Annotated in this window: 11 protein-coding genes; 7 read left to right on the top strand and 4 right to left on the bottom strand. The window is 66.7% G+C overall.

Going from position 1 to position 13,210, the window contains the following annotated elements; genetic code table 11:
- Positions 1 to 2: 2 nt before the first annotated feature.
- The 4 genes from sdhA to BKK81_RS14950 all read right to left on the bottom strand — a co-directional run bounded on the left by sdhA (position 3) and on the right by BKK81_RS14950 (position 3,725).
- Positions 3 to 1,781 carry a succinate dehydrogenase flavoprotein subunit gene (sdhA, locus tag BKK81_RS14935; RefSeq protein WP_071014397.1) on the bottom strand — a complete coding sequence of 593 codons (1,779 nt, stop codon included), beginning with the start codon at positions 1,779 to 1,781 and terminating at the stop codon, positions 3 to 5.
- 3 nt (positions 1,782 to 1,784) lie between these two features.
- Positions 1,785 to 2,150, bottom strand: coding sequence for a succinate dehydrogenase, hydrophobic membrane anchor protein (gene sdhD / locus BKK81_RS14940; RefSeq protein ID WP_071014400.1), 366 nt, complete (start codon positions 2,148 to 2,150; stop codon positions 1,785 to 1,787).
- Positions 2,151 to 2,161: 11 nt separating this feature from the next.
- Complete coding sequence (gene sdhC, locus BKK81_RS14945; RefSeq protein WP_071016506.1) at positions 2,162 to 2,572, bottom strand: succinate dehydrogenase, cytochrome b556 subunit; 411 nt, start codon at positions 2,570 to 2,572, stop codon at positions 2,162 to 2,164.
- Between the two features lie 283 nt (positions 2,573 to 2,855).
- On the bottom strand, positions 2,856 to 3,725 hold the full coding sequence (locus BKK81_RS14950) for a GntR family transcriptional regulator (protein WP_071014403.1): 870 nt from the start codon (positions 3,723 to 3,725) through the stop codon (positions 2,856 to 2,858).
- A gap of 396 nt (positions 3,726 to 4,121) precedes the next feature.
- On the opposite strand from BKK81_RS14950, the gene BKK81_RS14955 reads away from it, so the two are divergent.
- From BKK81_RS14955 to BKK81_RS36045, 7 genes are all read left to right on the top strand, one after another.
- Positions 4,122 to 5,105 carry a malate dehydrogenase gene (locus BKK81_RS14955; RefSeq protein WP_071014406.1) on the top strand — a complete coding sequence of 328 codons (984 nt, stop codon included), beginning with the start codon at positions 4,122 to 4,124 and terminating at the stop codon, positions 5,103 to 5,105.
- A 125-nt stretch (positions 5,106 to 5,230) separates the two neighbouring features.
- Positions 5,231 to 6,211 carry an HpcH/HpaI aldolase/citrate lyase family protein gene (locus BKK81_RS14960; RefSeq protein ID WP_071014408.1) on the top strand — a complete coding sequence of 327 codons (981 nt, stop codon included), beginning with the start codon at positions 5,231 to 5,233 and terminating at the stop codon, positions 6,209 to 6,211.
- Positions 6,212 to 6,284: 73 nt separating this feature from the next.
- A complete protein-coding gene (gene prpC, locus BKK81_RS14965) occupies positions 6,285 to 7,511 on the top strand; it encodes a bifunctional 2-methylcitrate synthase/citrate synthase (protein ID WP_083384123.1) in 1,227 nt (408 codons plus the stop codon).
- Between the two features lie 182 nt (positions 7,512 to 7,693).
- Positions 7,694 to 8,245, top strand: coding sequence for a hypothetical protein (locus BKK81_RS14970; RefSeq protein WP_071014411.1), 552 nt, complete (start codon positions 7,694 to 7,696; stop codon positions 8,243 to 8,245).
- Positions 8,246 to 8,324: 79 nt separating this feature from the next.
- The gene (locus tag BKK81_RS14975; protein ID WP_071014414.1) at positions 8,325 to 9,776 is read left to right on the top strand and encodes a bifunctional 2-methylcitrate dehydratase/aconitate hydratase; all 1,452 of its coding nucleotides are present in this window, start codon (positions 8,325 to 8,327) and stop codon (positions 9,774 to 9,776) included.
- A 229-nt stretch (positions 9,777 to 10,005) separates the two neighbouring features.
- Entirely contained in the window at positions 10,006 to 12,711 is a 2,706-nt protein-coding gene (gene acnA / locus BKK81_RS14980; RefSeq protein ID WP_071014416.1) for an aconitate hydratase AcnA, read from the top strand.
- 291 nt (positions 12,712 to 13,002) lie between these two features.
- Entirely contained in the window at positions 13,003 to 13,143 is a 141-nt protein-coding gene (locus tag BKK81_RS36045; protein ID WP_167366678.1) for a hypothetical protein, read from the top strand.
- Positions 13,144 to 13,210: the final 67 nt, after the last annotated feature.

The raw sequence follows: 13,210 nt of genomic DNA on the forward strand, positions 1-13,210 counted from the left end.
GCTTAGAACGTACGGGCCTTGGGCGGAACGCTTTCCACCGTCAGCGGCTTCATCGTCACCGGCTTGTAGTCGAGGCGGTTGCCCTCGCTGTAGAACAGCGTGTGCTTGAGCCAGTTCTCGTCGTCGCGGTTCGGGAAGTCGCTGTGCGCGTGAGCGCCGCGCGATTCCTTGCGGGCCGCCGCAGAGATCATCGTGGCCTTGGCCACTTCCGTCAGGTTGGCCACTTCCAGCGCTTCGACCAGCGCGGTGTTGAACACCTTGGACTTGTCCTTCAGGTGGATGTTGTCCGCGCGCTCTGCCACCTCGAGGATGCGCTCGACGCCCTCGTCCATCAGCTTCTGGGTACGGAACACGCCGGCATGCGACTGCATGTTCTTGCGGATGTCGTTGGCGACGTCCTGCGTGTACTCGCCCTTCGACGAAGCCTGCAGCCTGGCCAGGCGTTCCATCGCCCGGTCGGCGGCGTCGGCCGGCAGCGGCTTGTGTTCCTTGCTGTCGTTGACGTGCTTGACGATGTGGTTGCCGGCGGAACGGCCGAACACCACCAGGTCCAGCAGCGAGTTCGTGCCCAGGCGGTTGGCGCCGTGCACCGACACGCAGGAGCATTCGCCGATCGCGTAGAAGCCGTTGACCACCTCGTTCGGGCTGCCGTTCTTCGGCACCACCACCTGACCGTGGTAGTTGGTCGGAATGCCACCCATCTGGTAGTGGATGGTCGGCACCACAGGAATCGGTTCCTTGATCGCGTCGACGTTGGCGAACTTCATGCCGATCTCGCGAATCGACGGCAGGCGCTTCATGATGGTCTCGGCGCCGACGTGGGTCAGGTCGAGCAGCACGTAGTCGCCGTTCGGGCCGCAGCCACGGCCTTCCTTGATTTCCTGGTCCATCGAGCGCGAGACGAAGTCGCGCGGCGCCAGGTCCTTCAGCGTCGGCGCGTAGCGCTCCATGAAGCGCTCGCCGTCCTTGTTGCGCAGGATGCCGCCTTCGCCGCGCACGCCTTCGGTGATCAGCACGCCCGCGCCGGCCACGCCGGTCGGGTGGAACTGCCAGAACTCCATGTCTTCCAGCGGGATGCCGGCGCGCGCCGCCATGCCCAGGCCGTCACCCGTGTTGATGAAGGCGTTGGTGGAAGCAGCGTAGATGCGGCCGGCACCGCCGGTGGCGAACAGCGTGGTCTTGGCTTCGAGGATGTAGACCTCGCCGGTTTCCATTTCCAGCGCGGTCACGCCCAGCACGTCGCCGTCCTGGTCGCGGATCAGGTCCAGCGCCATCCACTCGACGAAGAAGTGCGTCTTGGCGCGAACATTGCGTTGGTACAGCGTGTGCAGCAGCGCGTGGCCGGTACGGTCGGCCGCGGCGCAGGCGCGCTGCACCGGCTTCTCGCCGTAGTTGGAGGTGTGCCCGCCGAAGGGACGCTGGTAGATGGTGCCGTCGGCATTGCGGTCGAACGGCATGCCGAAGTGTTCGAGCTCGTACACCACGTTCGGTGCCTCGCGGCACATGAACTCGATGGCGTCCTGGTCGCCCAGCCAGTCCGAACCCTTGATGGTGTCGTAGAAGTGGTAGTGCCAGTTGTCTTCGCTCATGTTGCCGAGCGAGGCACCGATACCGCCCTGCGCCGCCACGGTGTGCGAGCGGGTGGGGAACACCTTCGACAGCACGGCCACGTTCAGGCCGGCTTCCGCGAGCTGGAGGGATGCGCGCATCCCGGAGCCGCCCGCCCCGACGATAACCACGTCAAAGCGGCGACGCGGCAATCCAGTCTTGACTGCGACCATTTATTACACCCTCCAGAGAATCTGAGCAGCGTAGCCCGCACAACCGACGAGCCACAGAATGGTAAGAACTTGCAGCACGAGGCGCACGGCCATCGGCTTCACATAGTCCATCCAGATATCGCGCACGCCGATCCAGGCGTGATACAGCAGCGACAGGATGGTCAGGAACGTCAGGATCTTCATCCACTGGTTGGCGAAGAGCCCCGCCCACGCTTCATAGGAAGCGCCGTTCGAGAGCAGGAAGGCAATGGCCAGCACGACCGTGAAGACCACCATCACACAGGCGGTCACGCGTTGCGCCAGCCAATCCTTGATACCGTAGTGCGCGCCGACGACCAGGCGCTTGGGACCGATATTATTGTTAGCCACCTTGACTCTCCTCAAAACACGCCGAACAGCTTCAGGCCGAAAATCGCGGTGAGCAGCAGGCTGACGATCAGGACGGCGACGGCGGACTTGGCGGAGGCCGGCTTGGTGACGCCGACGTGGACATCGAGCAGCAGGAAGCGGATACCGGCGCAGAAGTGATGCAGGTAGCCCCAGATCAGGGCCAGCAACACCAGCTTGACGAAGCCGTTGGAAAGCAGGGAAGTGAACTTGGCGAAGCTGAGTTCGGAAGTGACGCTCTGTTCGAACAGATACAGGATGAACGGCAGCAGCAGGAACATCATGGCACCGCTCGCGCGATGCAGGATGGATACCTTGCCGGCCCAGGGCAACCGATATCGCGCAAGCTGCGCGACATGGATGTTCCGGAATTCCGGCCTGGCTTGTTTGACGGCTTCAGCCATGCGAGACCCCATTAGCGGTAAACAAAAAACAAGAATTTCCTGTGCATCCGGAGCCTGAATGCAAATGGATGCACCGGGTGCAAATCCTGATGATTTTAGCGCCTTTGTTGCGCGCCGCACCAATAATTTTCAGCTATCGGGCACCAGGCTGGCGTACCCGACAACTGCCCACTACCCGTCCGGAACCGCTTTGGTGCAACCATTGCTTCCATCCAAGGCAACAGCCTGTCCGGCTATCGCACAATTCACAACAATCGGCACGCGGACGCGCGCCGCCCAAGGATCAACTCAAATCGTTCTGATAATAGTGGCGCGTCGTGACATACAGACCGCGCCGGACTTCGACAGGCCGATCCCCATAGGTGAACGAGACCCGCTCCACCGACAGCAGCGGCGAGCCCTCGGGCACCGAGAGCAGCGCGGCGGCGGTCGAATCGGCCGACACCGCACGAATCTTTTCGGAGGCACGGATCATCCGCGTGCCGAACTCCGCCTCGAACAGGGCATACATCGGCCCCTTCCACTCAGTCAGCTTCTCGGCCGTCAGGCCCTTGAAGTTGGTGCCGAGCAGCCAGATCTCGTCGAGCACAGTGGCCTCGCCCGAGAAGAACAGCACGCGGCGGATCTGCACCACGCTGTCGCCGGTGCGGATGTCCAGCAGGCGCGCGATCTCGGCAGGCGCCCGCAGGCGCTTGCATTCCAGCACGTGGCTGGCACCGTAATGCGGCTCGCCCTCGTCCGGCACCAGCCGCAGGAAGCGGAACTTGACCCCGTCCTCATGATGGGTGGTGACGAAGGTGCCCTTGCCCTGGCGGCGCGCCACCAGGTTCTCGCCCGCCAGCTCGTCGATGGCCTTGCGTACCGTACCCTGGCTGACCTTGTAGCGCGACGCCAGCTCCATCTCGCTCGGGATCATCTCGCCCGGCTTCCACTCGCCGGACTGCAGGCTCTTCATGATCAGGGCCTTGATCTGCTGGTAGAGCGGACTGAAGGTGGGCGAGGGAGCGGGGGCGGGAGGCGCGGCCGACACGGCGGGCGCGACCGGGCCCGCGGCGGGCGCGGACGGCTGCGCTCCGGCGCCGGGCGCAGCAGCACCGGGATCGGAAGCTCCGCTGGGCGGAACACCGGCGAAGGTCGAGGGCAGCGATGACATAGCCGGATTTCACCACAAAAAGCCGAAGCGCGTCCAGCCCAACATCAAATGTCTTATGTCTTATATAAGACATATGAATTGACTTTGCAAGGGGGGCGGCCTACACTCCGCCTGCCTCGAGCAGCCACGCAGGCAGCCACGCCACGTGCCATGTGGAGCCTGGACCGCGATGTTGCTATGGATGTGGCATGCCGCTTCGCAGTAGACTTACGCCTTGTCGCATCGCCATGACCCGTCGCGGCACCAGCCCATCCGGCCGCCGCGCTGCGCCCCGCGCAGGCGGTGCAGACGGACTGCCGCCTGCCGCCGTGGCGACAACCCGCAGCGGTGCGATGCCCGCGTCCGTGCGGCGCGACACCGACCGGTTTCCCCCTTTTCTCGTTTGGAGATTTACTCATGGCTAAAGCCCCAATGCGCGTCGCAGTCACCGGCGCCGCTGGCCAGATCGGCTACTCCCTGCTGTTCCGCATCGCCAACGGCGACATGCTGGGCAAAGACCAGCCGGTCATCCTCCAACTGCTCGACCTCCCGCAAGCCCAGGCCGCCGTCAAGGGCGTGGTGATGGAACTGGAAGACTGCGCGTTCCCGCTGCTGGCCGGCGTGGTGATCACCGATGATCCCAAGGTCGCCTTCAAGGACGCCGACGTGGCCCTGCTGGTGGGCGCCCGCCCCCGCAGCAAGGGCATGGAACGCAAGGACCTGCTGGAAGCCAACGCCCAGATCTTCACGGTGCAGGGCAAGGCACTGAACGACGTCGCCAGCCGCAACGTCAAGGTCCTGGTGGTCGGCAACCCCGCCAACACCAATGCCTACATCGCCATGAAGTCGGCGCCGGACCTGCCGCGCGAGAACTTCACCGCGATGCTGCGCCTGGATCACAACCGCGCCCTGTCGCAGATCGCCGCCAAGACCGGCAAGCCGGTCGCATCGATCGAGAAGCTGTTCGTGTGGGGCAACCACAGCCCGACCATGTACGCCGACTACCGCTATGCGACCGTCGACGGCCAGAGCGTCAAGGACCTGATCAACGACCCGGTGTGGAACAACGACGTGTTCCTGCCGACCGTCGGCAAGCGCGGTGCCGCCATCATCGAGGCGCGCGGCCTGTCGTCGGCCGCTTCGGCAGCCAACGCCGCCATCGACCACGTGCGCGACTGGGTGCTGGGCACCAACGGCAAGGTCGTCACCATGGGCATCCCGTCGAACGGTGAATACGGCATCCCGCAGGACGTGATGTTCGGCTACCCGGTCACCACGGCCAACGGCAAGTACGAGATCGTCAAGGGTCTCGAGATCGACGCGTACAGCCAGGAAAAGATCAACATCACGCTGAATGAGCTCGAAGAAGAGCGCGCCGGCGTGCAGCACCTGCTGGGCTGATCCCGCACCTTCCCGCAAGGCGCCATGACAGGCCGGAGCCCCGCAACGATTCTCGGATCGGCGCGGGCTCCGGCCTGTTTGCTTTGGCCCTGCCCCATCCATCCCGATTGAATAGAACCCTCAACGTGCATCCCTCCGAGATCTTGTTCCAGGGCGAGACCATGCCGGTCCAGTTGCCCGTGTGCGACCACTACGCCGGCAGCGAGAAGCTGATGCTCAAGTCGCTCGCCCTGCAACAAGAGCTTGGGCCGGTCTTCGACCTCACCTTCGACTGCGAAGACGGCGCTGCGGTAGGCCAGGAGCGCGAACACGCCCAGCTTTGCGCGCGCCTGGTCAACAGCCCGCTCAACATCCATAACCGGGTCGGCGTGCGCGTGCACGCGCCCTCCCATCCCTCGTGGCGCAGCGATGTCGAGATCCTGGTCGGCGCAGCCGGGGCACGACTGGCCTACGTGGTGGTGCCCAAGGCCACCGACGTGGTGGAAATCGCCCGTGTGACCGACCATGTGAACCAGGTAGCGCGCTCGGCAGGCATTGCCCGTCACATTCCCATCCATGCGCTGGTGGAAACCCATGCCGCCCTGGAGCAGGTGTTCGAGATCGCCTCACTGGTGCAGGTCGAGTGCCTCAGCTTCGGCCTGATGGACTTCGTCTCGGCCCACCACGGCGCCATTCCCGGCGAGGCGATGCGCTCGCCGCAGCAGTTCGAACACCCGCTGGTCCGCCGCGCCATGCTGGAAATCTCGGCGGCCTGCCACCGGCACGGCAAGGTGCCCTCGCACAACGTCAGCACCGACGTGCGCCACCCGGAGCGCGCCGGCGAGGACGCCCGGCGCGCGCGCGGAGAGTTCGGCTACCTGCGCAAGTGGAGCATCCACCCGAGCCAGGTGGAGCCGATCGTCGCGGCCTTCCGCCCGGAGCGCCAGGAAATCGGCGCCGCCAGCGAGATCCTGCTGGCCGCCTACGACAACAGCTGGGCGCCGATCCGCCACCAGGACCAGTTGCACGACCGCGCCAGCTACCGCTACTACTGGTCGCTGCTGCAGCGCGCGCACGCCACCGGCGCCGACCTGCCCGAACGCGTCCAGGAGCTGTTCTTCGCCTGATCCCGGGCTGGGGCCCGGCGGCTGGCGACTTCCCCCGATCCCTCAAGAAGACTCAAAGAACCAGGAGACACCGATGGCCAAAGCCAAGGCGGCAGCACCGACCAGCGCGGCGAACGAACCTGCCAGCCCCGACTCCGCACCCGCCGGCGTCACGGCGGCCCCGGCCGGGCCGAAGCCCAAGAAGTCCGTGGCCCTGTCCGGCGTGACCGCCGGCAACACCGCGCTGTGCACGGTCGGCCGCAGCGGCAACGACCTGCACTACCGCGGCTACGACATCCTCGACATCGCCGACGCCTGCGAATTCGAGGAGATCGCCCACCTGCTGGTGCACGGCAAGCTGCCCACCAAGGCCGAGCTGCGCGCCTACAAGACCAAGCTCAAGGCCCTGCGCGGCCTGCCCGCCAACGTCAAGGCCGCCCTCGAATGGGTGCCCGCCAGCGCCCACCCGATGGACGTGATGCGCACCGGCGTGTCCGTGCTCGGCACCGTGCTGCCCGAGAAGGACGACCACAACTCCCCCGACGCGCGCGACATCGCCGACCGCCTGATGGCCAGCCTCGGCTCGATGCTGCTGTACTGGTACCACTACAGCCACAACGGCCGCCGCATCGAGGTCGAGACCGACGACGACTCCATCGGCGCCCACTTCCTGCACCTGCTGCACGGCGAGAAGCCCTCGGCCCTGTGGGAGCGCGCCATGCACACCTCGCTGATCCTGTACGCGGAGCACGAGTTCAACGCCTCGACCTTCACCGGCCGCGTCATCGCCGGCACCGGCTCGGACATGTACTCGTCGATCTGCGGCGCCATCGGCGCGCTGCGCGGCCCGAAGCACGGCGGCGCCAACGAAGTGGCCTTCGAGATCCAGAAGCGCTACGACACCCCCGACGAGGCCCAGGCCGACATCACGCGCCGCGTGGAGAACAAGGAAGTGGTGATCGGCTTCGGCCACCCGGTGTACACCATCGGCGACCCGCGCAACAAGGTCATCAAGGAAGTCGCGCGCAATCTGTCCAAGGACGCCGGCTCGATGAAGATGTTCGACATCGCCGAGCGCCTGGAGACCGTGATGTGGGACATCAAGAAGATGTTCCCCAACCTGGACTGGTTCAGCGCCGTCAGCTACCACATGATGGGCGTGCCCACCGCCATGTTCACCCCGCTGTTCGTCATCGCGCGCACCTCGGGCTGGGCCGCGCACATCATCGAGCAGCGCATCGACAACAAGATCATCCGCCCCAGCGCCAACTACACCGGGCCGGATAACCTCAAGTTCGTGCCGATCGGCAAACGAAAGTGATCTATGAATATCATCACAGGCGGGAACGCCACCCGGCGGGGGGGATAATGTAACCAATGGCAGCGCCCCTACGCCCGCCGTCGCAAATCGTAGAGAATAGCGGCGGAACGGCACCGGGCCGCCCCATGGCGGGCCAGGGCCCGCCTTACCGAAGATCTTATTGCCCCGAAAGGAAACGTCTGATGAAACACCTCCTGATCGCCGCCTGCCTTGGCGCCCTCACCGTGACCGCCGCCGGCACCGCCGTGGCCCAGGAACCCGCCAAGAAGGCTGCGGCCAAGAAGGCGCCGGCCAAGAAGAAGGCCTCCAAGAAGGGCGCCACGGCCGCCGCGCCGGTGCCGCCCAAGGGCGAGAAGTGGAGCTGCGAACTGGGCAACAGCCTCTATGTCGACGGCAACATGCTGCGCGACGAGGTCCTGACCCTGAACTGGCAAGGCAAGGAATACAAGCTGCCGCGCCAGACCACCGTGACCGGCGCCGACCGCTACTATGATTCCCACTCGGGCCTCGACCTGGTCGTGATCCCGAGCAAGGCGATGCTGTTCGACCGCAAGGAAGGCCATCGCCTGGCCGACGAATGCCAGACCGTGGCCATGCAGGGCGGTGCCGCCGCGCCGACCCAGGCCGGCGCGCTGCGCGCCCCGGTGGCCACCCCGCTGCTGGTCGCGCCCGCCCAGCAGCCGGCACAGCCGCAGGATGCTGCACAGCAACAGAACGCACAGCCGCACCAGTAAGCCAGGCAGCAAGCCCGCCGGGCGGCCAGCCCGGCAAGCCAGACCCGCCGCAGACAGGCAGGAGCGCCGAGGGAACCCCATGTCCACAGCCATCTCCCATGTCCGTCCCGATACCGACCAGGTCATCGTCGACATCGTCGACTATGTGACGCGGTACCAGATCAAGAGCGCCCTGGCCTACGACACGGCCCGCAACTGCCTGATCGACACCTTGGGCTGCGGGCTGGAGGCGCTCTCCTACCCCGCCTGCACCAAGCTGCTCGGGCCTGTCGTGCCCGGCACGGTGGTGCCAAACGGCGCCAAGGTGCCCGGCACCCAATTCCAGCTCGACCCCGTCCAGGCCGCCTTCAACATCGGCGCCATGGTGCGCTGGCTGGACTTCAACGACACCTGGCTGGCCGCCGAATGGGGCCACCCCTCCGACAACCTCGGCGCCATCCTGGCCACCGCCGACTGGCTGTCGCGCAACCACGTCGCCGCCGGGCGCAAACCCCTGCTGATGAAGGATGTGCTGGCGGCCATGATCAAAGCGCACGAGATCCAGGGCTGCCTGGCGCTCGAGAATGCCTTCAACCGGGTCGGCCTGGACCACGTGGTGCTGGTCAAGGTGGCCTCCACCGCGGTCGCGGCCCGTCTGCTGGGCCTGTCGCACGACGAGATCGCCAACGCGGTGTCGCTGGCCTGGGTCGACGGCCAGCCGCTGCGCACCTACCGCCACGCCCCCAACACCGGCAGCCGCAAGAGCTGGGCCGCCGGCGACGCCACCAGCCGGGCCGTGCGGCTGGCACTGATCGCCCGCACCGGCGAGATGGGTTATCCCTCGGTGCTGAGCGCCAGGACCTGGGGCTTCTACGACGTGCTGTATCGCGGCCAGCCCTTCCGCTTCCAGCGCCCCTATGGCAGCTACGTGATGGAGAACGTGCTGTTCAAGGTGGCCTTCCCGGCCGAATTCCACGCGCAGACGGCCGCCGAGGCCGCCATAGCGCTGCACCGGCAACTGGCTGCGGCAGGCCGTAGCGCGGCAGACATCCGCCGCGTCACCATCCGCACCCACGAGGCCTGCCTGCGCATCATCGACAAGCATGGCCCGCTGGCCAACCCGGCCGATCGCGACCACTGCATCCAGTACATGGTGGCGGTGCCGCTGCTGCGCGGCCGGCTGACGGCCGCCGACTACGAGGACGAGGCCGCCGCCGACCCGCGTATCGACGCGCTGCGGGAGAAGATCGCCTGTGTCGAGGACCCGGCCTTCACCGCCGACTACCACGATCCCGACAAACGCTCGATCGCCAACGGCCTGACGGTCGAGCTGGACGACGGCACGGTACTGCCCGAGGTGGTGGTCGAATACCCGCTCGGGCACAAGCGCCGCCGCGCCGAGGGCATCCCCCTGCTGGTCGGGAAGTTCCGCGCCAACCTGGCGCGCCGCTTCCCGCCCCGCCAGCAGCAGGCCATCCTGGACGTCTCGCTGGACCAGGCGCGCCTGGAAGCGATGCCGGTCCACGAATACGTCGACCTGTACGTGATCTGAGCCGGCCCTTGCCGCACGACACGGGTTGCCCTGCGCCACGGGCCGGAGCTAAAGTTGAGCATTGCAGCCGGCGGCACTTTCCGCCGCCGGCGACCGGGGGCTGCAGCGCGTGCCGCCCCTCCCGCGATGCGGGCTCGGGCCCCGCCCCGGCACCGGGCCGGCACCGCGAAAAGAAGAAGTCAGCATCCATCTCAGTCCGCCCGCATCACCCTTCGATTGGAGTAAGGCAATGCCCCACAACCTCGACAAGACTCTGAAAGAATTCAAGATCGGCCCCTCGGCCAAAGGCAAGTTCTACTCCCTGCCCCAGCTCGGCAAGGAACTCGGCGTAGCCATCGAGCGGCTGCCGGTATCGATCCGCCTCGTGCTCGAATCCGTGCTGCGCAATTGCGACGGCAAGAAGGTGACCGAGGAACACGTCAGGCAGCTGGCCGGCTGGCAGCCCAATGCCGAGCGCGTCGACGAGATCCCTTTCGTGGTGGCCCGCGTGGTGCTGCAGGACTTCACCGGCGTGCCGCTGCTGGCCGACCTGGCCGCCATGCGCAACGTGGCCGAGAGCATGGGCAAGGATCCCAAGAAGATCGAGCCGCTGGTGCCGGTGGACCTGGTGGTCGACCACTCCGTGCAGGTCGACCACTATGGCGAGAAGAAGGCGCTGGACCTGAACATGCAGCTGGAATTCAAGCGCAACAACGAGCGCTACCAGTTCATGAAGTGGGGCATGCAGGCCTTCGACACCTTCGGCGTGGTGCAGCCAGGCTTCGGCATCGTGCACCAGGTCAACCTCGAATACCTGGCACGCGGCGTCCACAAGAAGGACGGTGTCTACTATCCTGACACCCTGGTCGGCACCGACAGCCACACCACCATGATCAACGGCATCGGCGTGGTCGGCTGGGGCGTCGGCGGCATCGAGGCCGAAGCCGGCATGCTCGGCCAGCCGGTCTACTTCCTGACCCCGGACGTGGTCGGCGTCGAGCTCAAGGGCCGCCTGCGCGAAGGCGTGACGGCCACCGACCTGGTGCTGACCATCACCGAGATGCTGCGCCGCGAGAAAGTGGTCGGCAAGTTCGTCGAGTTCTTCGGCGAAGGCACCGCCAGCCTGTCGGTGCCGGACCGCGCCACCATCGGCAACATGGCGCCCGAGTACGGCGCCACCATGGGCTTCTTCCCGGTCGACGAAAAGACCATCGACTACTTCCAGGGCACCGGCCGCACCGACAAGGAGATCGCCGCCTTCGAGGGCTACTTCCGCGCCCAGGAACTGTTCGGCGTGCCGCGCGCCGGCGAGATCGACTACACCAAGACGCTGACGCTGGACCTGGGCTCGGTGGCGCCGTCGCTGGCCGGCCCGAAGCGCCCGCAGGACCGCATCGAGATCGGCGATGTCAAGTCGACCTTCGCCTCGCTGTTCGCCAAGCCGGTGGCCGAGAACGGCTTCAACAAGGACGTCGCGGAACTGGACAAGCCCTACCAGACCGCCGACGGCATCGAGATCAAGAACGGTGACGTGCTGATCGCCGCCATCACCTCCTGCACCAACACCTCCAACCCGAGCGTGCTGCTGGCGGCCGGCCTGCTGGCCAAGAAGGCGGTCGAGGCAGGCCTGACCGTGGCCAAGCACATCAAGACCTCGCTGGCCCCCGGAAGCCGCGTGGTGACCGAATACCTGAAGGCGGCCGGCCTGCTGCCCTACCTGGAAAAGCTGGGCTTCGACGTAGCCGCCTATGGCTGCACCACCTGCATCGGCAACGCCGGCGACCTGACGCCGGAGATCAACGAGGCCATCGTCAAGAACGACCTGGTGGCCGCCGCCGTGCTGTCCGGCAACCGCAACTTCGAGGCGCGCATCCACCCGAACATCCGCGCCAACTTCCTGGCCTCGCCGCCGCTGGTGGTGGCCTACGCCATCGCCGGCACCATGACGCGCGACCTGATGACCGAGCCGGTCGGCCAGGGCAAGGGCGGGCGCGACATCTACCTGGGCGACATCTGGCCAAGCTCGGAAGAGATCCACGCGCTGATGAAGTTCGCGATGAATTCGGACGTGTTCAAGAAGAACTACGCCCAGGTCAACAAGCCGAGCAAGCTGTGGGCGGACATCACCGGCACCAGCGGCCAGGTCTACGACTGGCCGACCTCCACCTACATCGCCGAACCGCCCTTCTTCCAGGACTTCAGCATGGAGCCGGCCCAGAGCGTCAGCAACGTGCGCGGCGCGCGCGCGCTGGGCATCTTCGGCGACTCGGTCACCACCGACCACATCTCGCCGGCAGGCTCGATCAAGGACACCTCGCCGGCCGGCAAGTACCTGCAGGAACACGGCGTGCTGAAGGCCGACTTCAACAGCTATGGCTCGCGCCGCGGCAACCATGAGGTGATGATGCGCGGCACCTTCGCCAACGTGCGCATCAAGAACCTGATGATCCCGCCCAAGGCCGACGGCTCGCGCGTGGAAGGCGGCCTGACGCTGCATCAGCCGGACGGCGAGCAGATGTCGATCTACGACGCGGCCATGCAGTACATCGCCGCGGGCACGCCGACCGTGGTCTTCGGCGGCGAGGAATACGGCACCGGCTCGTCGCGCGACTGGGCGGCCAAGGGCACCCAGCTGCTCGGCGTCAAGGCGGTGATCGCGCGCAGCTTCGAGCGCATCCACCGCTCCAACCTGGTCGGCATGGGCGTGCTGCCGCTGCAGTTCAAGGGCAACGACAGCGCGCAGTCGCTCGGCCTCACCGGCACCGAGACCTTCGACATCGAAGGCATCGAGGGCGAGCTGAAGCCGCAGCAGGACGTGACCCTGGTGATCCACCGCGCCGACGGCGAGGCGCAGCGCGTGCCGGTGCTGCTGCGCATCGACACCCCGATCGAGGTGGATTACTACAACCACGGCGGCATCCTGCCCTTCGTGCTGCGCCAGCTGCTGGCCGCCTGAGGCCGGACGCCGGCCCCCCCCGCGGGTGCCGGCCCTGGCCTCCGTGCCGGGCCGCCAGCGAGCGCCCCGGCCCCGTGCGCCGCCGGCCCGGTGCCGCAGGCGGCGCACGGCTTTCCGGCCCGGTCGGCGCCGCGCCGGGAGCCGGCAACAGCCGGCCCGCCGGACCGGCCATGTAAGTTCCACGCAAGGCGGCGCTGCCAGACTGTCTCCTACACCTACAACAAGGCCAGGGCCGGCGCCGCCGGCCGCCAGGCAGGCGGGCCCGCGGCCCGCCACCCACCAGGAGACACCATGGTCAAGATCCTCATCGCTTTCGTGCTGGTCGCCGGCGGCGCACTCTACCTGCTGACGCGCAGCGGCGGCGACATCGCCATCGCCGGTGAGCAGCACAGCGTGGAATCGCACGCCCCCGCCGCGCCGGCCGGGAAATAGGACGCCAGGGGCGCAATCCCCGCGTACGGCCCCTGCCGTGGCCGCGTTTTCCATGGCTGCGAGTAGA

The organism is Cupriavidus sp. USMAHM13 (genome assembly GCF_001854285.1).
Lineage (GTDB): Bacteria > Pseudomonadota > Gammaproteobacteria > Burkholderiales > Burkholderiaceae > Cupriavidus > Cupriavidus malaysiensis.

Bases quoted from the DNA above. Each gene is read 5' to 3' on its own strand.
- sdhA (WP_071014397.1), bottom strand. From the start codon at position 1,781: ATGGTCGCAGTCAAGACTGGATTGCCGCGTCGCCGCTTTGACGTGGTT.
- sdhC (WP_071016506.1), bottom strand. From the start codon at position 2,572: ATGGCTGAAGCCGTCAAACAAGCCAGGCCGGAATTCCGGAACATCCAT.
- BKK81_RS14950 (WP_071014403.1), bottom strand. From the start codon at position 3,725: ATGTCATCGCTGCCCTCGACCTTCGCCGGTGTTCCGCCCAGCGGAGCT.
- BKK81_RS14955 (WP_071014406.1), top strand. From the start codon at position 4,122: ATGGCTAAAGCCCCAATGCGCGTCGCAGTCACCGGCGCCGCTGGCCAG.
- prpC (WP_083384123.1), top strand. From the start codon at position 6,285: ATGGCCAAAGCCAAGGCGGCAGCACCGACCAGCGCGGCGAACGAACCT.
- BKK81_RS14970 (WP_071014411.1), top strand. From the start codon at position 7,694: ATGAAACACCTCCTGATCGCCGCCTGCCTTGGCGCCCTCACCGTGACC.
- BKK81_RS14975 (WP_071014414.1), top strand. From the start codon at position 8,325: ATGTCCACAGCCATCTCCCATGTCCGTCCCGATACCGACCAGGTCATC.
- acnA (WP_071014416.1), top strand. From the start codon at position 10,006: ATGCCCCACAACCTCGACAAGACTCTGAAAGAATTCAAGATCGGCCCC.
- BKK81_RS36045 (WP_167366678.1), top strand. From the start codon at position 13,003: ATGGTCAAGATCCTCATCGCTTTCGTGCTGGTCGCCGGCGGCGCACTC.